At 56.5% G+C, this 20,428-nt stretch carries 13 protein-coding genes; 7 read left to right on the forward strand and 6 right to left on the reverse strand.

The window, feature by feature from the left end; translation table 11 throughout:
* The first annotated feature begins 282 nt into the window (after nucleotides 1-282).
* Nucleotides 283-1,158: a dihydropteroate synthase gene (gene folP / locus ACGY09_RS05315; RefSeq protein ID WP_397570755.1), complete on the forward strand. Its 876-nt coding sequence runs from the start codon at nucleotides 283-285 to the stop codon at nucleotides 1,156-1,158.
* Here the strand turns inward: folP and ACGY09_RS05320 are convergent.
* Nucleotides 1,151-4,306 (reverse strand): beta strand repeat-containing protein, encoded by a 3,156-nt coding sequence (locus ACGY09_RS05320; protein ID WP_397570756.1) that lies wholly within the window; start codon nucleotides 4,304-4,306, stop codon nucleotides 1,151-1,153. The genes folP and ACGY09_RS05320 overlap by 8 nt on opposite strands.
* A 676-nt stretch (nucleotides 4,307-4,982) precedes the next feature.
* Here ACGY09_RS05320 and ACGY09_RS05325 point away from each other — a divergent pair.
* Nucleotides 4,983-5,942, forward strand: coding sequence for an acyl-CoA desaturase (locus tag ACGY09_RS05325; protein ID WP_397570757.1), 960 nt, complete (start codon nucleotides 4,983-4,985; stop codon nucleotides 5,940-5,942).
* 237 nt (nucleotides 5,943-6,179) lie between these two features.
* Here ACGY09_RS05325 and ACGY09_RS05330 read toward each other — a convergent pair whose 3' ends face one another.
* Both ACGY09_RS05330 and ACGY09_RS05335 read right to left on the reverse strand, forming a co-directional pair.
* Complete coding sequence (locus ACGY09_RS05330; RefSeq protein ID WP_397570758.1) at nucleotides 6,180-7,598, reverse strand: bifunctional folylpolyglutamate synthase/dihydrofolate synthase; 1,419 nt, start codon at nucleotides 7,596-7,598, stop codon at nucleotides 6,180-6,182.
* Nucleotides 7,599-7,669: 71 nt separating this feature from the next.
* Complete coding sequence (locus ACGY09_RS05335) at nucleotides 7,670-8,461, reverse strand: SDR family NAD(P)-dependent oxidoreductase (RefSeq protein ID WP_373651300.1); 792 nt, start codon at nucleotides 8,459-8,461, stop codon at nucleotides 7,670-7,672.
* 628 nt (nucleotides 8,462-9,089) lie between these two features.
* Here ACGY09_RS05335 and gmhB point away from each other — a divergent pair.
* Entirely contained in the window at nucleotides 9,090-9,713 is a 624-nt protein-coding gene (gmhB, locus tag ACGY09_RS05340; RefSeq protein ID WP_397570759.1) for a D-glycero-beta-D-manno-heptose 1,7-bisphosphate 7-phosphatase, read from the forward strand.
* A gap of 292 nt (nucleotides 9,714-10,005) precedes the next feature.
* Here the strand turns inward: gmhB and ACGY09_RS05345 are convergent, their stop codons facing one another.
* The 3 genes from ACGY09_RS05345 to poxB all read right to left on the reverse strand — a co-directional run bounded on the left by ACGY09_RS05345 (nucleotide 10,006) and on the right by poxB (nucleotide 13,830).
* A complete protein-coding gene (locus tag ACGY09_RS05345) occupies nucleotides 10,006-10,983 on the reverse strand; it encodes a DUF1559 domain-containing protein (RefSeq protein WP_373651298.1) in 978 nt (325 codons plus the stop codon).
* A gap of 72 nt (nucleotides 10,984-11,055) precedes the next feature.
* Entirely contained in the window at nucleotides 11,056-11,511 is a 456-nt protein-coding gene (locus ACGY09_RS05350; protein WP_373651297.1) for a carboxypeptidase-like regulatory domain-containing protein, read from the reverse strand.
* 585 nt (nucleotides 11,512-12,096) lie between these two features.
* Nucleotides 12,097-13,830, reverse strand: a complete 1,734-nt coding sequence (poxB, locus tag ACGY09_RS05355; RefSeq protein WP_373651296.1) for a ubiquinone-dependent pyruvate dehydrogenase — start codon at nucleotides 13,828-13,830, stop codon at nucleotides 12,097-12,099.
* Between the two features lie 442 nt (nucleotides 13,831-14,272).
* Here poxB and ACGY09_RS05360 point away from each other — a divergent pair, with 442 nt between their 5' ends.
* The 4 genes from ACGY09_RS05360 to ACGY09_RS05375 all read left to right on the forward strand — a co-directional run bounded on the left by ACGY09_RS05360 (nucleotide 14,273) and on the right by ACGY09_RS05375 (nucleotide 20,399).
* A complete protein-coding gene (locus ACGY09_RS05360) occupies nucleotides 14,273-15,184 on the forward strand; it encodes an efflux RND transporter periplasmic adaptor subunit (protein WP_373651295.1) in 912 nt (303 codons plus the stop codon).
* A 190-nt stretch (nucleotides 15,185-15,374) separates the two neighbouring features.
* Nucleotides 15,375-17,600 (forward strand): efflux RND transporter periplasmic adaptor subunit, encoded by a 2,226-nt coding sequence (locus ACGY09_RS05365; protein ID WP_397570760.1) that lies wholly within the window; start codon nucleotides 15,375-15,377, stop codon nucleotides 17,598-17,600.
* 91 nt (nucleotides 17,601-17,691) lie between these two features.
* Nucleotides 17,692-18,087: an aminoacyl-tRNA hydrolase gene (gene pth2 / locus ACGY09_RS05370; RefSeq protein ID WP_397570761.1), complete on the forward strand. Its 396-nt coding sequence runs from the start codon at nucleotides 17,692-17,694 to the stop codon at nucleotides 18,085-18,087.
* Nucleotides 18,088-18,359: 272 nt separating this feature from the next.
* Nucleotides 18,360-20,399: an ABC transporter ATP-binding protein gene (locus tag ACGY09_RS05375; RefSeq protein WP_397570762.1), complete on the forward strand. Its 2,040-nt coding sequence runs from the start codon at nucleotides 18,360-18,362 to the stop codon at nucleotides 20,397-20,399.
* The last annotated feature ends 29 nt before the right edge of the window (nucleotides 20,400-20,428 follow it).

Consider the following 20,428-nt stretch of genomic DNA (forward strand, 5'->3'; position numbering starts at 1 on the left):
GATCATGTGTATCTTGCCTAAAGTGACATCCAGTCGGTTGGCGGCAGATGCTTGAGCCAAAACGGGCGGATTCTGCAAGGTCGTCCCTTTTTTTGCTCCTCCCTTCCCGACGGGGTCGCCGCTGTGATCTGCTTCCCGTTTTTGCTAGAAGCTTTTTTCTTGATACGAGGACGACAGGCTCGTCGCTGAGTTGACGCGATTCACCTGGAATACCTTGCCCGGCGCTGGCGAATGTCCGGCCCGGACGACAGATCAAAAACATAGCCCGGAGCGAGGACGATCGTGTTGACCCAGAACGCCGCTTACCGCCGCTGGACCTTTCCCGGATTCGACCGGCAACTGGGGGATCGTCCCCTCATCATGGGGATCCTCAATGCGACCCCGGACAGCTTTTCCGACGGGGGAAGGTTTCTGCCGGTCGAAGCCGCCGTGGAACAGGCACAGCGGCTGGTTTCCGAAGGAGCCGACATCCTCGACATCGGCGGCGAGTCAACTCGTCCAAATGCGGACCCGGTTCCGCTGGAAGAGGAATTACGGCGTGTCGTTCCCGTCATCGAGCGACTGCGAGGCGCGATTGAAATTCCGATTTCCATCGATACCTATAAGGCCGAGGTGGCGCGACAGGCACTGTTGGCGGGGGCGTCGATCGTCAACGACATTTCCGGGCTCCGTTTTGATGCTCAGATGCTCGACGTCTGTCTCAGGCATCCCTGCGGCGTCATCTGCATGCACATTCAAGGGACGCCCAGGACGATGCAGATTTCGCCCCGGTACGAGAACGTCGTCGAAGATCTTTGCAAAGATTTTGCTCAGCGGCTTGAGGAACTCGAACGAGCAGGACTCCCACGGGAGCGGATTGTGATTGATCCCGGAGTCGGCTTTGGTAAGACTGCCCAGCACAATCTCGAGATTCTTTCGAACATCGGCCGCTTCCGGCAGCTTGGTCGCCCCGTCCTGATTGGGCACTCCCGCAAGGGATTCCTGCAGAAGATCCTGCAACAGAAAATCGACGAGCGATTGTTCGGAACGATCGGGGTCTCGATCGGTCTCGCACAACAGCACGTCGATCTCCTGCGGGTCCATGATGTGGCTGCGAACCACGACGCCATCATGGCCTGGCGTGCGACGCAGCCACAGGGGACCTTGCCCACTAACTGACGATGATGGTGCTGTTAACCGTGTTGCTCAGGGCATTGCCATCAGACACCTGGAACGTTACCGTTCGATTGAACAGCGACGGCGTCAAACTGAGGTTGCGGTAGGTCACCAGTCGCAGAGCAGACTGGAAGTTCGCGACGGTGGCTCCTCCTGGTCCGGCACTGAGGGTCATGACACCGGTCACCGGGTTATAGTTCCCCGTGATATTCCCCGTTGAGGCATTTCCGACAAACTCCAGGAAGTCCTGTCCAGCGAAGAAGATGTTCGACAACTTCACGGTGGCGGACATCAGATTCACATTGTTCGCATCAGAGACCGTGATGCCGGTGTTGATCGGAGTGGGTCCCTGCCCCGCGGTGTAGTTGATGACACTCGATCCTGCGATCACAGGTGGCGAGTTGAAGAAGACCGTACTCGAGACCGAGTTGCTGTAAGCAATTCCGTCAAACACCTGGTACACAATCGTGCGTGGCGACGTCACCGGAGTCGCACTGGCGTTCCAGTAGGCCACACTGCGAAGTGCTGCCTGGAACTGAGCGAGTGTCGCGGATCCGTTCTGAGAAACCAGTGTCAGCACGCCGGTCGTCGCATTGAAGCTACCCGTGATGTTTCCGGTCGCATTCGATGGGACGAATCCAAGTGCATCCTGGCCCGCGATATAGTTGTTACCGATTCGAACCGTCGCCGAGACCAGCGTCGTGCTGTCGATATCGGTAATCGTGATCGCCGTGTTCACCGCCGTCGCCGACTGCAGCGGCGCGTAGCTCAGCACACTCGAAACCGTCAGGATCGGAGGATTGTTGATGGGGGTGTCGTAGATGTCCTGAGCAGTCAGGTCGGCGAACTCGGCCGGCTGGCCCCACAGCCAGTTCTTTGATGCACCACCCGAGATGACATCGGGTGCGGCGTCATTCAGCACCGTGGCGTCGGCAACCAGACGGATGCTGCCGTTCTGCCCCACTCCGCTCCGGAGTTTGCTGACACGCTGCTCGAACGTGTCTGCGGATTGCCATTCGGCAATAATCGTCGAGAGTGCCGCCAGGTCGTGATCGTAAACTGTGAAGCTGCCGATGACGATATCGTCGGCCGAATAGCCCGTAACGGTATCAGCCCCGGCCCCACCGATCAGCAGACTGCGGCCAGGTCCGGCGACGATCGTGTCTGCGGATTCACCACCCAGCAGGACATTGCCGCGAGAATTTCCCGTCAAGTGGTTGGTCGCATGACCACCACGGACGTTCATCACGTTCGTCACATTTCCGATATTGGTTGCGACGCCATTGGACAGATTGACGGTCACCTGAGTCAGGTAAGACCCGTAATCCAGCCAGTTAAAGCCCCCGAAATTTCCGTCGATCGTACCGGTGATGAGGCTGTTCTGGTCCATCATCCGGAAGATGTCGACCCCTGTCCCCCCCTTCAGATTTTCGATCCCGGTGAAGTTGAAGTTGCCATTCACGTTCCCGGTATTGCGATCCATGATGGTCCAGACGTTCGTCGTGGTTGTCGAGTTGGCCCCCGTCAGCATGTCATTGTCCGAGGTGCCGATCAGGTTCGAAATGTAGGCGTAACCTCCTCCGATCGCACTGGCAGGACTGGTGTAGACGTTCACGTTCGTATTCAACGTCGACTGCAGGCCAACGACGATTCCGTTGTTACGGCTGGAGTAGTCCAGGGTGTTCGTTCCCAGTCCGGCATTAACCACACCCGAGACGAAGCCCACGGGCAGGAAGCGGTAAGTGTCGTTCGCAATTCCACCAGAAAGATTTTCGATGGAACTGAAGAAGAACGTGCCGTTGAGATTACCCGTATTGCCACTGGTGATCGACCAGTCGGTGGCGAGGTTGGTGCCGATCAACGTGTCAAAGGCACTGGGGGTCGCACCGCTGCTGCCGACAAGATTCTGGATCAGCAGGAACCCACCACCTACCGCCGTGGCGGAATTGGTCTGCAGATTCACCACGATGCTCTCGGTGCGGCCCGAGTAATCCAGCGTATTCAGGCCCAGGCCTCCGTTGATGCTGCCACTCACGAAGCCTGCTGCGGAGAACTTGAAGGTGTCGCTGACCGTTCCCCCAATCAGGTTTTCGTACCCGGTGAAGTTCGTCGTCGTAAAGACACTTTCAACCTTGCCGGAATTCTGACCTTCGATCTTCCAGACGTTCGTGTTATTGATCCCGGTCAAATTGTCCGAGCCCGAAGTTCCGATGAGGGAATTGATCTGGCTGAATGTTCCACCGATCGCGGTTGAGGTGTTCGCCTGCAGATTGGTCACAACGCCGATGCTGCGAGCGGAATAGTCAATCGTGTTGGCCCCGCCACCACCGATCACGTTGCGGGAAACAAACCCTGTCGGACTGAAACTGAATGTATCCACATCACTTCCCCCCTTCAGGGTTTCAAACCCCGAGAAGAAGTTCTGAAGATTGATATTTCCGGCGTTGCCGCTGGTGATCTGCCAGGCGTTCGCGGTATTCGAACCGGTCAGCGAGTCAGTGTTGTCGGAACTTCCCAGGAAGTTGGTCATGTTCGAGAACTGACCACCAATCGCGGTCCCCTTGCCCGTTCCGATGTCGACGAGGACTCCCGCCGTCCGGCTTGAGTAGTCGAGGGTGTTAATTCCCCCTCCCCCTTCAACATTGCCGCTGACGAAACCGGCTGGCCCGAAACGGAAATTGTCGATCTGGCCGCTTCCCACCAGATTCTCGACGTTGCTGAATGCTTTCCCATTCAAGGTGCCCGAGTTGGGACCGGTGACCTGCCAGTTATTGGCGGTGATGGGAGAAATCAGCGTGTCGTTTCCGGTTCCTCCGTCCACCGTCAGAGTCGTGGACTCGAAAACGCTGTTGATGGTGATCTGATCATCGTTTCCATGACCCAAAACATTGATCGTGTTAATGGTTGTGGAGGAATCGTACGTCGTTTCGACGCCGTTCTGGATGACCTTCACTCCATTGGAGTCCTGGGTGACAGAGATGGTATCTGCCCCGGCAGTCCCATCGATCTTCAACGTGGTCCCCATCAGCACAGGAGAAAGTACGCGTCGTGCTTCCAGCAGTTCGATTCCTGTGTAGCCCAGGCGAGTACGTGGGCGGAATTGGCCTCGTTTGTGGTCCAGCCAGTTGCGGAACAGATCGAGCATGCCCATTTTCGTTTTCCTCTGATGTGGAGGCGGCGATGGCCAGCCACCACGCGCGGTTGCGGAAGCAAACTATTGACGCACAATCCCGAACGCTGGCAGATCCCATACCGGGAGCCATGCAGCGGAATTCAATTTCTACCTGGATCAGTTTGTCGAACGGGGGGAATGCCGCTCAGCAAGATTTGAGTCCCCGCTCATGCGAGCGGAAAAAATTGAGAAAAACTCAACTTTTTCACTCTCCGTAATCTGGTCAATATAGACCGCCTGCGTTGAGTTTGTTTCCTCAAACTCCGAGCGGGATCGGATTCCCGCGAAGATGTCAGGGGACCTTACGGCTGGAATGCCCTGTTACGTCTTTAGGTGACGAATCGGTTGTAGCTCTCAGCAACACCTTCAGCCTGTATGCATGTCTCCAGACAGGTTGCACAAACATGCGCATAAGATATTTGCGTATAGTCGTTTACGTTGTAAATCGACGAAGACGTGAACGGCCGCCTGTAGGGGTTTTAGGGTGGCGACATTTTTGACAAAAGTTTGACAATCACATGACGGTCGTCTGACACACAAATTCCGATCTTTTCATAAGATCCTTCGGCGCGCAAGCAGGACGTTCAGCGCGATTGGTGACCGAGGAATGGACTCGCTCGGCAATCAATGAAAACCTTTGATTTGGAAAATACATATGTCAATTGTGTCCCCCAATCGCGCGAAGTCGGATAAACACACCCCTTTCCGTGATGTGCCCCGTGAGCACGTTTCGGCCCCTGCGATCGCGAAAGAAACGCCAATCTGGGAACCCTGGTTGCCGGAACGGTTGTCCTGGAAACAGGTTGACTGGGTGATCGTCGGCTGGATGGTCGCCATGCATGCCGGTGCTCTGGCAGCCCCCTTCTTCTTCGAGTGGAAGGCTCTGGCCGTGTGCGTATTCCTGCACTGGTTCACCGCCAGCATTGGTATCTGCCTGGGTTACCACCGCTTCCTGTCGCATAAGTCATTCAAACTTGTCAGCCCCATCCGTTTCGTCACTCTGATGGCCGGTGCCCTTTCCGGAGAAGGCTCTCCACTGGCTTGGTCCGCAACACACCGCCTGCATCATCAGCGGTCTGATCAGCCCGGCGACCCACATTCACCTTTGATCAGCGCGATCTGGTCGCACCTGACCTGGATGTTCCTCCGTCGCACGAAAGAGGAACAACAGGCTCTCTATAAGAAGTACACCCCGGACCTGATGAGTGATCCGCTGCTCCAGTTCTTCGAAAAGACTTACTCGCTTTGGCTGATCGGTTCGGGTGTCGCTCTGTACGCGATCGGCGGACTTCCCATGTTGTTGTGGGGCCTTTGTGTGCGAATGGTGATGGTCTATCACGGAACGTGGTTCGTCAATTCGGCCACACACCTGTGGGGCTATCGCAACTACGACGTTCGCGATGAAAGCCGTAACCTCTGGTGGGTGGCGATCTGGGCGTACGGAGAAGGCTGGCACAACAATCACCACGCTCACCCCCATGTGGCTCCTGCCGGACACAAGTGGTGGGAACTCGACCCCACCTGGTGGGCCATCAAAACACTGCGATTCTTCGGCATGGCCTACGATGTCGATGACCGTATTCCGACGACCCGAGCTCCTGCGGCCGATGCCTGATCGTCCACGAGTGAATTGAACAATGAATCTGGTCCCCTGCGGAACTCCGCAGGGGATTTTTTTTGCGTCCCCCGTCCACCAAAAACACGGCATACGGGCATACGCCCCTCATCGGTCAGAGCGTCCCGGCAGAAGACTCCCCCAGGTTTCCCCTCCGGCCCGAAGCCCAGAATAGAGAATCCCTTCATGCGGTTCCCGCTGTCATCTACCGAACGGTGGAGTTATCACGCGCATCCATTAACGACCGGACGACGCTGAAACCGGGGTCGCGACGAATTTATCGGTCGTGACGCACGACGTCGCCTGATTTGCTTCCGCGAGGATCGTCTCACGAAGCTCGGCCACTAGAAAAAAAGAACCGGTGATGACGATCAGGTCGTCGGGGCCTGACAGACGTTTCGCGAGTGTCCATGCGGACAGAGGATCGGGTGCGAGATGAGCGGGCCGCGTTGACATGGTTTCGACCAGACCTGACAAATCTTCCACACTGACGCCACGAGGATTATCTCGATAGCGAGTCAGAATCAGGGTGTCGAACTGCGGAAGCAGTTGCTGCAAGATCCCGGCGACATCCTTATCTTTCGTTGCTGCAAATACGAGAATTCGCTTTGAGTGCGACTGTTCTTCCCGCATCGCAGCAACCAAGGCCCGGGCGGATTCCCAGTTGTGGGCCGCGTCGATGATCACGGTCGGGGATTGAGCGATCATTTCGACCCGCGCGGGCCAACTGACCCCCTGCAGTCCGGATTTCACCTCCGCATCAGGCAGGCTCCACCCCCGAGTGCGTAGCTCGTCGACGACGGCCAGTGCGAGCGTCGCGTTTGTCGCCTGATGTGGCCCCCGCAGCACAATCGGAACATCTTTCCACAAGGATGTCGGCGTGCGGACATCGATCTGCGAAATCCCCTGCGATGCGGTTCTTCGTTCAATCAACTCCAAGTCTCGCCCCAGCAGCGTCAGCGGAGCCTGCCTCTCGCAACTGGTCTGTTCGATCATTTCACGTGCTTCTCCAGGGCCCACTCCGGAGATGACCGGCACCCCGGTTTTGATGATCCCAGCCTTTTCGTAGGCGATCTGGTGCAGCGTGCTTCCCAGGACATGGGTGTGGTCGCGGCTGATGTTGGTAATAACCGTCACGAGCGGACGACAAAGATTGGTGGAATCCAGCCGGCCACCTAATCCCACCTCGAGCACCGCCAGATCGACTTTCCGGTCGACAAAATGTTGCCAGGCAAGAGCGGTCGCCAGTTCGAAATAGGTTGGCTGCATTCGACCGGGGAGATTGTCCATTTCGGCAATGGTAGGCAGCAGCCGATTCACCAGTTCGACGAGTTCCGACTGGCTGGGCTGTACCCCATCGACCGTGAAACGTTCTTCAAACGCCGTAATGTGAGGTGAGATATACAATCCGCAGCGGTAGCCGCAGGCTTTGAAGATCGACGACAGCATCGAACAGGTTGAACCCTTCCCTTTCGTCCCGGCGACGTGGACGACAGGAATTCGCTCGTGGGGGTTCCCCATCAGTTCGAGGAGCAATCGCATCCGATCGAGTTTGAAATCGCTCGTGGAATAGGCTTCGGCGTGGACTCGTTCGTAATTAATTCGGCCAAACAGGTACTCGATTGCCTGTTCGTAGGTCTGCAAAGACTCCGGCATGTGAGATTCCGGCTGAATCCTGAGATGTGATGACAACGTTACGCAGTGCACATTGTTGAGCGCGTCATCGCCTATTTGTCTCGCTTACGGCGAGGTCGGAAGAACCGCGTCGATTCTTTTACCACTCGGCGGCGCGACGCGATACGGACCAATAGCGTCAGCAGAAAATTCCGCCAGCCGGGAATAACGCACTGCCTGCGCCGCTCGGCCGCTCGCAGGGCTGACTTGACGACAGGCTCCACGGCCAGCGACGAATGCTTCTGCAGCCAGCCCGGTGCCCCTGCGACATCAAAAAAGCTGGTGCGCGTCACCCCCGGACAGACTGCCGTAACCGTAATTCCCCGATCTTTCAGCTCACAATGCAGAGCCTCGCTGAAGTGCAGCACGAACGCTTTACTGGCGGCGTAGACACCCATGTAGGCCACTGGCTGAAATGCCGACAGCGACGAAACATTCAGGATGACGCCGTGTCCTCGTTCCAGCATCTGGGGAAGGAGCCGATAGGTCAGTTCCATCAATGCCGAGATATTGAGTCGCACAAGCTGCAGCAACCGCTCAACGTCGGCCTGATCCACTTCTCCGACCACACCAAAGCCAGCGTTATTGACGAGCAATTCGACGATGACCCCTTTTGCAGCGATTTCCTTCAGAACTCGCTGCGGCTCAGCCGGATCGGAGAGGTCGGCAGAGATGATCTCACACCGCGTCCCATGCTTTGTATGGAGCTCTTGAGCCAGTTCCGCCATGAGCTCGGTGCGGCGTGCGACGAGAATCAGGTGCATGCCGCGTGCGGCAAGTTGGCGCGCGAACTCAGCACCCAAGCCCGCAGAGGCTCCAGTGACGAGTGCCCATCGATCCGCCATCTGCTTCCACACGCTACGATCCCCGCGTCTTGCGATGCCCGTGAGCAAATGAGAAGGTGAATTCCGCGATGATTCTGCCTTCGCGCCATGTTGCGGGCCTCCGGCCTGCAACGTTGGCTACACTACGACCCAACTGATGCTGATAAAAACGTCTGCAAGGATTCTGCTGTCCTGCCGAATTCTTCCGAGGGCCCTAAACCCAATCCGCGCAAGTCCGACGAACGACTCGGCGAAACCCCCTGAACTTCAGCACAGAATCAGAACCACATTGCGAACTGAAACCAGATCAGGATCTTCGACATGACACCGCGACCAGACTCAGAATGATATCACAACAGAGTCCATCGAAAAAGTGAGTTGGAATGCGAAACCAGCAGTTTGACCTGAACACATACCATTGTTTTCCGAAGGAAGAAGCATCGCGTGAAAATGCCACACATCGCGTGTGAGGGTTCGCTTCCCGACTCTTTAGGACTCTGCCAATTCTCCGCAACCGTGTGCATGAAGACTGCGGTGAGAGGTGCTATTGCACACTAGCCCGAAATTGCCACGATTCGCTTCAGACACGCAAGGAGATTTGCGATTGCGACTGATCGTGGCACAGCCGCATTGAAAGCGGGGAGCGAACATGGATGACGGACAAGGGAAACGAGCGGTCTTCCTCGACAGGGACGGGACGGTGAATGTTGAGGTTCACTATCTCTCGCAGCCAGAACAACTGGAACTGCTCCCGACGGTGAGTGAAACAATTGCCCGTCTGAACGCGCTGGGAATCGAAGTGGTCGTCGTGACGAATCAGGCAGGGGTTGCCCGGGGATACTTTCCGGAGCATCGACTTCATGCCATCCACGATCGCCTGCAGCAACTTCTGGCCGACGAGGGGGCACGCGTGACTGGCATCTATTACTGTCCGCACCATCCCTCGGCGGGGCTGGGCCGCTACAAGACGGTGTGCGAGTGCCGCAAACCACTGCCGGGGATGCTGCAGCAGGCGGCTCGTGAGCATGACATCGACTGTTCCCGCTCACTGATGATTGGCGACCGGGACAGCGACCTTCAGGCCGGCGCCGCCGCCGGGTGCACGACGGCACTTGTCAGAACCGGCTACGGTCAAGAAACGAGCGCAACACTCAAACTGGACCAGGTCCGGGGACTGGGTGTCTTCACGACAGTTGAAGATGCCGTCAAAGCCTGGCTGGCACTCGATCAGAACAAAGTCCTGCCCAGCGACTCGAGTCTGGCGGAGGAATAATGCAGGTCCACGCAGAACGTGGGGGAATCTGAATCTCCCGGGAGTGGCTCGGGTCACTTTCAGACCTCAATGCATACTCCTCAGAGGCATGTCGCACCTGCAAGACACTTGCATCGAATGGACGTGACCAAACAGGGATCACGATCCCACTCGGCACGGCTCGAAGCCATTGCGATGAAGCGGAAGTGAGACTGGGGTCACTGGCACGGCCCTGAATAGAAAGACGTCGGGCACAGCGTTGAACTGCCCCGACGTCCACTTTACTCAAGAATGTCGAGCGGCCCTGCGATGATCAGAACTCACCAACGACCTGATTGTCGCGACGATCACCGAGTCTCTGATAGGTCATGTAGTCAATATTCTCGCTGATGAAGCGGACAGTCCCATCTCCCAGCAGGAAATGAGCGCCCCCCACGTGCCGTGACTTGAAGCCCATTGACGTGTTCCATGCCATCGGACTATTGCAACCGGGCCCAGTGGGAGTGCATGTATCGAAGTTGATTGGCGCAGTCGTCGCGTAAAAGTTCGTGTTCGAGTTTGCCCACCCCAGTTGTGCGTGATCTGCACACTCAGCACGGATTTCTCCCATGAAGATTGTATTCGAGAGACCATCCGTGACGTCACGGAAACGAGCAGCGTAACCTCCGCGACTATAGATCCCAGAAATATTGGCTGGGTTTGAACTACTCGCCAGGCCGTCTCCTCCTGTGCCGAACACGTTACCCTGATATGACGTACATCCCATGTAGGATGAGTGGTGCTGGGCTCCATCGGACAAACCATAACTGGCTGTCGCCCAGTTAAACGACGTCCCTGATTCATACCCGGTGAGAGGATATGTCGTCGGTGTCGTATCGCTGGGGCAGCGCAACCCCGGCGGAGTGATTTCAAAATATCGATTGCCGACAGGTGCCGTACTCGGCACGGGTTCTGTCCAGCTCCCCAGACGCGAATTGAAGTTGATCGTGTTATACAATGGCGCTTGATCGAAGTACGGCAAGAGATGAACAAGCGCTCCCACACCAGAAAAGCTACAGCATCCTTCCCCTGCCCGGATATTGGTAATACTCGCCGGCAGAATGTTCACCACGTCGTTGTAGTTGTGGATCGCCAAGCCTAGTTGCTTCAGGTTATTCTTGCACTGAGTTCTTCGCGCTGCTTCTCGAGCCTGCTGAACGGCTGGAAGCAAGAGTGCAATCAAGACGGCGATAATTGCGATAACGACTAACAATTCAATCAGCGTAAATCCACGCAGCTTGGACCTGAACATGGGCTACTCCTCCGCAATCATGAAAGCATGAAAAAAGATAAAACCTGCTTGCCCGCTTGCTATGCGACAAACTCAGTCCTCCAGGACAATTTCTTTCTCGTTAGATCCTTCTTCAATCGTGTATTGAAGAGGAGTCTTCAGGGAATCAGAGTACTTAACGGGAATCATCCCCTTGGGAGGTTTGGGAGGACCGTTTTTTGCGAGGTCTGCGGGAGTCATTGGTGCAGTTGGGGCGGCCACCTTGGCCACTGTCACCTTGTGAGTGCCAATCGGCGCACCATCATTGGTATCGAAAGTAGTAAGCTGGAAACGACCACTGCTGTCGGTACGCCCTACAGCCGCCCGAGGGGCACCATCCATCATGAATGACACTGCCGCATCGGTGACTGGCTCACCCTTATACTTCACAACTCCTTTTACCTTAGCGAGTTTAGGACGGTTTTTAACTCCAGAACCGCAGCCGCTGAGGAATGTCATCGCCAGAAGACACGGGACGCATAAACCTGCTACACACACGCGAAATCGCATCCGAAATAATCCTTCACTGGGGCTGCGAGTTGAGTTCCTCACAAACAAACAAATGAGTTCGGTACTACGAGAAGTCCCAACTGTTCACGGGTTAGATGCCGACAAGCACTAACAGCGCAGACTTCGGCCCAAAGATTTAACGTAACAATACCAGAGTCACCCACTCACTCACTCGTGACAGCGAGACGGATCAACTCACATGCCTGACACGGACTGACAGAAAGACCGCCGCAAAGAAGCAACTAAACGCCTCTATCGTTTACCTGCTAAGAGCAACACCAAGAAGCGGAATTCAAGACACGATCGAACGCTATAAAAGTGACCTCGGCGGGTCGCCGGGTTATTACGTCACACGTGAATGTAAGGTTAAACGGAGATAGATCCTATTGAATCAACGAAGTCCGATATTGTCAACGCCGCACTCGTCTCATTGGCTGAATTTACGATGAAGCCGTAAGTTGAACATTTGTATCGATCTTCCGCAGCGCGGACGCCTTGCCCACGTGCCGGCCGGGTCAGCTCGGCGAAACGAGACCTCACCGCCCCCCCCCCCCGCATTGACGGATTATCCGCAGTGGAAGGGGATCACAGTATTTCTCGCCAGTTGGCTGCAACCGTATCCGCCACGTCATCCAGTTGGCCCGAAAAGGCGATCTTGGTCATCGCGAGGGCGAATCCCGCCGCCTGCTGAATCGTCGCTTTGGGAGGCATCGCAAGCACATTCGCGTCCGTCACGATATCGACGACCGCAGGGCCGGGATGCGCCAGAGCCTGTTCGAGTGCCGTTCGAACATCGGCTGGGTTTTCAACTCGAATACCCATCATTCCCAGTGCTTGAGCGACCGCGGCGAAGTTGGGATTTGTCAGGTTGCAACCGAAAGGAGACATTCCTGCGACTTCCATTTCGAGGTGCACCATTCCGAGTGAATGATTGTTGAAGATGACAATCTTCACGGGAAGATTTTGCTGCCCCAGCGTCAGGATATCCCCCATCAGCATCGCGAATCCTCCATCGCCAGAAAGGGAAACGACCTGCCGGCCCGGGAACGCGGCCTGAGCTCCGATCGCTTGCGGCAATGCGTTGGCCATCGAACCATGAACGAACGATCCGATTAACCGTCTTCCCTTCGAAGCACTGAGGTACCGTGCAGCCCAGACGCAGCACATCCCCGTGTCTGCCGTAAACACCGCGTCCTGATCGGCGAGTTCGTCAATCACCGAGGCCACGAATCCAGGGTGAATCGGGGTTTGCACACTGCCGTTCTCGACACCCGATCGCAGTTTCCGTTCGGCTTTTTCGTGCTGCTTCAGCATCGCGTCCAGATATGATCGGTCGGTTTTCGGTTCAAGTAGCGGAAGAAGTGCTTCAATCGTGGCGCGGATATCCCCGCACAAACCGAGTTCTAACGTCGCCCGCCGACCGAGGCGTTCGGCACGGATGTCAACTTGCGCGATTTTCGGCCGCGTTGGAATGAAATCGCGATAAGGGAAATCCGTCCCCAGGAGCAACAGCGTCTCACATTCATGCATGGCATTGTAAGCGGCCCCCCAACCCAGCAGGCCACTCATCCCGACTGCGAAGGGATTGTCGTAATCGATCCATTCCTTCCCCCGGAAGGCAAATCCGATCGGAGACTTCAAACGGTCGGCCAGTTCAATCAGTTCGTCATGAGCCCCCGCGCAGCCGCATCCACAGAACAGTGTGATCTTGCGTGATTCGTTGAGCAGGCTCGCCAGCTTTCGCAGGTCCGAGTCATTCGGACGGACGACCGGATTGGCAACAACCACCGGATGAGCAGCCATATTGGCCGGGGCCTGTTGCGAAGCAACATCACCAGGAAGCACGATGACGGCAACTCCGCGGCGCGTCAGCGCATATTGAATGGCCGACTGGAGCACGCGCGGCATCTGCGTGGGATTCGAGATCAGCTCGCAATAGTGGCTGCACTCGCGGAACAACTGGTCCGGATGTGTCTCCTGAAAATAACCGAGCCCGACTTCGGTGGACGGAATATGCGAGGCAATGGCAAGCACCGGAGCCATGCTGCGGTGAGCGTCGAACAATCCATTGATCAGGTGCAGATTCCCCGGACCGCAGCTTCCCGCACAGACTGCCAGTTCACCTGTGAGTTGAGCTTCCGCCCCCGCCGCGAACGCGGCAGACTCCTCGTGCCGCACATGAACCCATTCAATCTCCTGGTGTCGATGAATCGCATCGGTAATCGGATTCAGACTGTCGCCAACAATTCCATAGATCCGTCGAACGCCTGCTGTTGCCAGCGCTTCCACTAAAGCATCACCAACGGTCGGAGCCATCATCAGAACTTCTCCTCGTCGCGAACCAGAGTTGGTGACGTCGGGACCGAGACGGAGCCCCGACGCCGGTCAGTAGAGAGCTTCACGTGAGCGTACGTCGGTGCGACTTCCATACCGCCCCGGCAAGACTTCAGCACGGGATTCTTAAATTTCCGCAGTCAGTTGTGACATCAGACAGATTCAAACATGGGAACCTCAGACGACAAGAGCATCGCTCTCTCGACATCAGCATCGTGAGACACTATCTCCATTACAACTCTCTTCGCGCCGCAGAATCGCCTGGCATCAGGCAGAATAACCGAGAGTCACTGGCCAGTTCCTGCAGTCGACAGATCAACCGCCCGACTCGTCCGATTGACGTTCGGTGAGGTCGGATCTTGCCCCACTTGCTGTTAACACATAGAACGTCAGGGAATGCACTGCGAATTGTCCCGAGGATCTTTCGATGAATGTGAAACAGCACACGCTTCCCTGTCTTGGCCTGCTGATGCTTCTGACAGCTTCCTCACCGGCGGACGAGGCCCCCTCCAAGGGACCGGGAGTTCGACGCGTCAGACTGGAAAAGTGTCACATCACGCTCATCGATCAGGTGACACTCGCCTCAGACCGTACGGGAATTCTGAAGCTGGTCGAGTTCAAGGAAGGCCATTCCGTCACGGCAGGCAGCCTTGTGGCCCTGATCGCCGACGAAGTGGCCCAGGCCAATCTCGCCGTGGCCGAAAAGAAAGCGGCCAATGGAGTCGAACTGGAATTTTCGAAGATTGCCAAGTCAGCGGCCGACAGCGAACTGAATCGACTGCTGAAAGCAAATCAGCTCGCGGTGGAGAAAGGGGGAAAGGAACCGGTCCCTCAGCTTGAAATCGATAAAGCCAGACTGGCTGCGGATAAAGCAGCACTCTCCATTCAACTCGCTGAGCATGAACTTGGTCTGAATAAATTGAACGCAGCCGTCTCGGCGGCAGAACTGAAGACCTATTCAGTGCAGGCTCAGTTCGACGGTGTGGTGACCCGGATTTACCGCAAGAAAGGGGAAGCCGTCCGACAGGGGGATCCCGTCGCAGAAATTGTGAACACGGACCGCGTACGAGTGGAAGGCAACGTCCCCTTTCAAGACCTCTCTTACGCCCGTCAGGGAGCGAAAGTGTACGTGAAGCTGCACAATATCGACCCGGACCACTCGCACGCGAATGAAGTGTTTGAAGGGAAGATCACGTTCGTCGACGTCGTTTCGGAGCCGATTGACCGAACGACCCGAGTCTACGCCGAAGTCCGTAATCGAGATAACATACTGCGAGCAGGCCTCGAAGCGGTGATGGAAATCGAAGTGGAAGGACAAGTCGCCGCAAAGGTCCGCTGACTCCCACCGGGCGAAAGTCGACGGGGTGAACGTCGGTCTCTGCTCGGATGTCGGCCGTTCTCGTTACTGCTTCATCGTCAAGTCCCTGTTTGCAAGTCCCTGTTTCCTCAACGACCGCGGCCCAAGTTCGAACGGATCCGGCCGTCGTCGCACTGACCTCATTCCCTTTCGATTACGCGAGTCTGCCACAATGTCGATGGCGATGCCTGCCCAGGAATTGCGTTCCAGCCAGCGACCCGTTCCGCTGCGCGGGCGGATGGATCTGGTGATCAAGCAGATCGAGTTCCAGGGGGTGTCGCACTTTGTGATCAAGGATCCCGTCGGCCTGACCTACCACCGCCTTCGTGCCGATCAGTATCGAGTTTTGAATCTGCTGGATGGACAGAAGAGTCTGGAAACGATTCGTGCGGAGCTGATACGTGAATTTCCAGCGATCAGCCCGACGTTAACAGAGACACAGTTGCTTGTTTCGGACCTGCACCAGAAAGGCCTCGCCTACAGTGTGCGTCCCGGGCAGGCCTCGGCGCGAATCGAGCAAAAGCGGAAGAATCGTCGACAAAAGGCTTTTGGTGTCCTGACCAACATCCTTTCGGTTCGGTTGCCGGGCTGGGACCCCGATCGGGTGCTGGCGGCGATGGTTCCCTGGACGCGCTGGGTGTGCCATCCCATTGCCGTCGCGGCAGCGGTGGGACTGGTGCTGAGTTCCTGGCTGCTGCTGGCCATTCAGTTTCGTGCCTTTCAGGCAGGGCTCCCTGCCTTCCAGCAATTTTTCGGCTGGCCTAACCTGCTCTTTCTCTGGATGACGCTGGCTGGTTCCAAGATCATTCATGAGTTTGGTCATGGGCTCGCGTGCAAAATGTTCGGCAGCGAATGTCACGAGATGGGGGTCATGCTGCTGGTCGGCAGCCCCTGCTTGTATTGCGATGTCTCGGACTCGTGGATGCTGAAGAATAAATGGCACCGAATCCTGATAGGTGCGGCGGGGATGATCGTCGAAGTTGTGCTCTCGGCGATTGCGATCTTTCTGTGGTGGCTGACTGAGCCGGGCCTGTTTCATTTCCTGTGTCTCAACGTCTTCTTCGTCACGACGCTGACCACGGTGATTTTCAATGCCAACCCGCTGATGAAGCTCGACGGTTACTACATGATGAGTGACTTTCTCGAGATCCCCAATCTGCGGCAGAAGGCTGACAAGCTGACGGGCGAATTTTTCTCGGCACTTTGTCTGGGCATCGAACCGCGTCCGGATCCATTCATGCCTCAGACCAATCAGCACTGGTTCATCCTCTATGCGATTGCGTCGAAGATTTACGGCTGGTTCGTGCTGTTCGGGATCCTGACGTTCCTTTATACCGTACTGAAACCTTATGGATTGCAGAGTCTGGGTCAGTCCGTAGCCTACTTTTCGATCGCAGGGATTCTGGTTCAGATGACGAAATCTGCATACAGGCAGCTCACTCAACCGCGCGAGAAGCCGATCCAGAAATGGAGGCTCGCCCTGTCCGGCCTCGTCCTGGCAGGGATCATCGGCGGACTCGGGATGATCAAGATCCCCTTCATTCAGTGGGCCGCCTTCATGATCGAGCCACAGGAGGTGCGTCACGTCGTAACCCGGGTCCCCGGTGAGCTGGTGGAACTGAACGTTCAACCGGGTGACTATGTCGAAGCGGGCCAGCAACTGGCGGTACTGTATGACCCTCGACTCAGCGAGGCCAAACGTCGACTGACGCTGCAACGGGAGGTTCAGGAACAGTCGAAGAAAAATGCCTGGGCACTCAACGACCGGACCGAGATGGCTCTGCTGGAAGAGAGCCTGAAATCGATCGACGAACAATTGAGCGAGATCGAGATGCAGATCCGGCATCTGGTTGTTGTCGCTCCTGTTGCCGGACATGTGATCGCTCCTGCCCGTCAACCGATCCCCAACCTGGAAATACAGAAAACGCGGCTGGTCGGCTGGACGGGAACGCCACTCGACCGGAAGAATCTGGGTGCATTCCTGGAAGAGCGGACGGAACTGATGAGTATTGCTCCGTCCGACTTAATGCAGGCCACGCTCTATGTCAATCAGGGTGATCGCTACGACATCCACGAAGGGCTGAAGGTTTCGCTCAAGTTTGACCACCTGCCCCAGCAAACGTTTCGGGGGACGATCACGCAAATCGCAACCGCTCATTCGGACTTCGCGCCGGAAACGATGTCGGTCAAACGAGGGGGGCTGCTCGCAACGAAAACCGATCAGGACGGGCGGGAACAACTGCAGGAAGCCGCTTACCGCGCCACCGTGATCCTCGACGAATCCCCCGCTGGTCTGCGCCCCTATCTCCGTGGCAACGCAAGATTCATGGCGGTCCAGCGATCAACCTTCGGCTGGCTGTGGCGTTCTCTACGACGGACATTCCACTTCAAGATGTGAGCGGGATGGGTCTGCCAGACGACCCTTGAAGAATGGAAACCGGACCAAGAGGAGATCATCCTCCGCCCCTTGTTTTTTGCGAGACCGATTGATGACCGATGTGCCCCAGAGGATCAAACAGGTAATCGTCATGCGTCACGATCTGAAGATGCGGCGCGGTAAACAGATTGCGCAGGGAGCTCATGCGTCGATGTCATTTCTGACTCGCCGACTGGCCAAAACGGGATCGCTGTCGACATCCGACTTCTCAGACGTCGAGCGAACGTGGCTCGAAGGGGCGTTCGCCAAGGTCTGCTGCCGTGCCAACAGCGAGGAAGAACTGCTCCAGATCTACGACCAGGCGGTCGCGGCGGGTCTGGAAGTCCACATGATTACTGACAGTGGACGAACAGAATTCCACGGAGTCCCGACACGCACCTGCCTGGCAATTGGTCCCGACGTGGCAGAGCGAATCGACACGATCACCGGCCATCTGGAACTTCTCTAACCCGAATTCACGCTCCGACCAGCCGTCCGCTGGCGGCACTCGTCCCAGCCCTCATCGCGGCATCTCAAGGGCTGGCTCCAACATTCGAACATTCGAAAATATTCACTCGCAGGCTGCGGAACCCAGAGAGGATAGGAGTACTGGACCGTCTCGGGATTCACCAACCTTCATCCGGTCTAGACCCTTTCCCGAATTCCGTGTCTAATCCGCGCGAAAATTGACACAGTGGAGAGCTGGCGCAAGATGTCCAGCGATTACACAGGGATGTGACCGTGGAGAGTCTTGCACGATTAATTCCGTTTGTCCTTCGGCAGCGTCGTGCGCTGGTGGTATCGGTATTCCTCTCGATTGGAACCGCGGTCTTTGCGGTCGCACAGCTCTCGCTAGTCTATCCGGCCATGAAGCTCATGCTGGAAGGACAGACCTATGATGAGCACATCGTTGCAGAGCTGGCTCGCGCCCAGAAGCAGGTCACTGAAGGCACTAACCGCGTCGAGGAACTCGAAACTCGCCTCAGCAAAAAAGTCTGGCTGAGCAGCCCGACAGAAATGAACGAGAGGCAACTGCAACGGGAACTCCGCAAGACGCGCTCGGAGTTGCGGACAGCTCAATGGGACGTGACCCAGTTCAGCTGGCTGCAGCGCCGTATCATTCCGCTGCTTCCGACCGATGCGTTCAACTTTCTGGCTTTCATTCTAGGGCTGCTCCTGACTCTGACGTTGCTGAAGGAGACCTGCGCTTACTTCCAGGAGATGTGTGTCGGCGGCGTCGTGCAGCGAGTCATGCAGTCCATTCGTCAGCAACTGTTTCGGACAACACTGCGACTGGACCAGCAGACACTGGCATTGGAAACAACGCCCAAGCTGATGTCCCGGTTTACGTTTGATCTGTATCAGGTCGCACATGGAATGGTGCTGCTGGGAGGCAAGATCGTCGTCGAACCGATCAAAGCAACACTCTGTATCGCCTATGCGTTCTCGGCAAACTGGCGACTGACATTGCTCGCCTTCATCTGCGCCCCCGCTCTGGCTCTGCTGTTCGGCGGGCTGGGAAAGAAGCTGAAAAAAGCGGCACAGCGACAAATGGAAAGCATGTCGCGACTGTTTCGCGTGCTGGATGAAACCTTCTCGTCCTTTCGAATCGTTCAGTCTTATCGAAACGAAGGGTTGCATCGGCGACGGCTGGCCAAAGAACACACCGTCTATTACGAGAAGGCGCTGCGGATTCTGAAGATTGACGCTCTCGTCAGTCCCTCGGTCGAATTTCTGGCAATGTGCGCGGTATTCATCGGATCTCTGCCCGGCGCTTATCTGGTTCTGCGTCAGAAGACATCCATCTGGGGAATCCAGCTCGCTGCGGAAGAGATGACCGTCTCTGACCTGGCGTTACTTTATACCTGCATGGCCGGGGTACTCGATCCAGGGCGCAAGCTGTCGGGTGTTTACTCCAAGCTGAAAAAGTCAGCGACCGCCTGTACCCGGGTCTTTGCCTGGATGGACCGGGCATCGCTGGTCAAGACGGCTCGCCCTGCACTCCCCCTGCCACGTCACAGCAAGTCCATCGACTTTGAAGACGTCGTCTTCCACTATGCTCAGTTGGACACAGACGAACCGGGCAGGAAGGCTCTCGACTGCGTGACGCTGACGGTCCCATTCGGTGCGACAGTGGCCGTCGTGGGCGAGAACGGTTGCGGCAAATCGACTCTTGTCAATCTGCTTCCCCGCTTCTGTGACCCTCACAGCGGTCGAGTCTGCATCGACGGTATGGATCTCAAAAGTGTCGACCTGTCGCAGCTACGCGCACAGATCGGCGTTGTCACTCAAGAGACGCTGCTGTTCGACTGGTCGATTGCGGACAATATCCGCTATGGAAAGCCGGACGTGACTGATGCAGAACTGAAGGCTGCCGCGGATCAGGCCCATGTGACAGACTTCGTCTCACGCCTGCCGGAAGGACTCCAGACACAGATCGGCGACAAGGGCCATCGGCTGTCAGGCGGGCAACGCCAGCGTGTGGCGCTGGCGCGAGCCATTGTGCGCGATCCGGCGATTCTGATTCTGGACGAAGCCACTTCTGCGATTGATACGCAGAGTGAGCAATGCATTCATAACACATTGCGAGATTTCACCAAAAATCGCACGACCTTCATCGTCACTCACGGAATGACACCCAGCCTGCTGCAGTTCGTCACGCATGTCCTGGTAATGGATGGGGGTCAGGCGATTGCCTTTGGTGCGCATGACTCGTTGCTCAAAACTTGCCCTCTTTATCAACGTCTGTTTAATGCACAGACATTAAAACGGGCTGGTTGAGTCAACCACTCACCGTCACTCCCTCGGTC

Origin of the sequence: Schlesneria sphaerica, from assembly GCF_044336245.1 — a bacterium.
Lineage (GTDB): Bacteria > Planctomycetota > Planctomycetia > Planctomycetales > Planctomycetaceae > Schlesneria > Schlesneria sphaerica.

Excerpts from the sequence above, each read along its gene's own strand:
- ACGY09_RS05325 (WP_397570757.1), top strand. The coding sequence starts at position 4,983 with ATGTCAATTGTGTCCCCCAATCGCGCGAAGTCGGATAAACACACCCCT.
- ACGY09_RS05345 (WP_373651298.1), bottom strand. The coding sequence starts at position 10,983 with ATGTTCAGGTCCAAGCTGCGTGGATTTACGCTGATTGAATTGTTAGTC.
- ACGY09_RS05365 (WP_397570760.1), top strand. The coding sequence starts at position 15,375 with ATGTCGATGGCGATGCCTGCCCAGGAATTGCGTTCCAGCCAGCGACCC.
- ACGY09_RS05320 (WP_397570756.1), bottom strand. The coding sequence starts at position 4,306 with ATGGGCATGCTCGATCTGTTCCGCAACTGGCTGGACCACAAACGAGGC.
- ACGY09_RS05335 (WP_373651300.1), bottom strand. The coding sequence starts at position 8,461 with ATGGCGGATCGATGGGCACTCGTCACTGGAGCCTCTGCGGGCTTGGGT.
- ACGY09_RS05330 (WP_397570758.1), bottom strand. The coding sequence starts at position 7,598 with ATGCCGGAGTCTTTGCAGACCTACGAACAGGCAATCGAGTACCTGTTT.
- ACGY09_RS05350 (WP_373651297.1), bottom strand. The coding sequence starts at position 11,511 with ATGCGATTTCGCGTGTGTGTAGCAGGTTTATGCGTCCCGTGTCTTCTG.
- poxB (WP_373651296.1), bottom strand. The coding sequence starts at position 13,830 with ATGATGGCTCCGACCGTTGGTGATGCTTTAGTGGAAGCGCTGGCAACA.
- pth2 (WP_397570761.1), top strand. The coding sequence starts at position 17,692 with ATGACCGATGTGCCCCAGAGGATCAAACAGGTAATCGTCATGCGTCAC.
- ACGY09_RS05360 (WP_373651295.1), top strand. The coding sequence starts at position 14,273 with ATGAATGTGAAACAGCACACGCTTCCCTGTCTTGGCCTGCTGATGCTT.
- gmhB (WP_397570759.1), top strand. The coding sequence starts at position 9,090 with ATGGATGACGGACAAGGGAAACGAGCGGTCTTCCTCGACAGGGACGGG.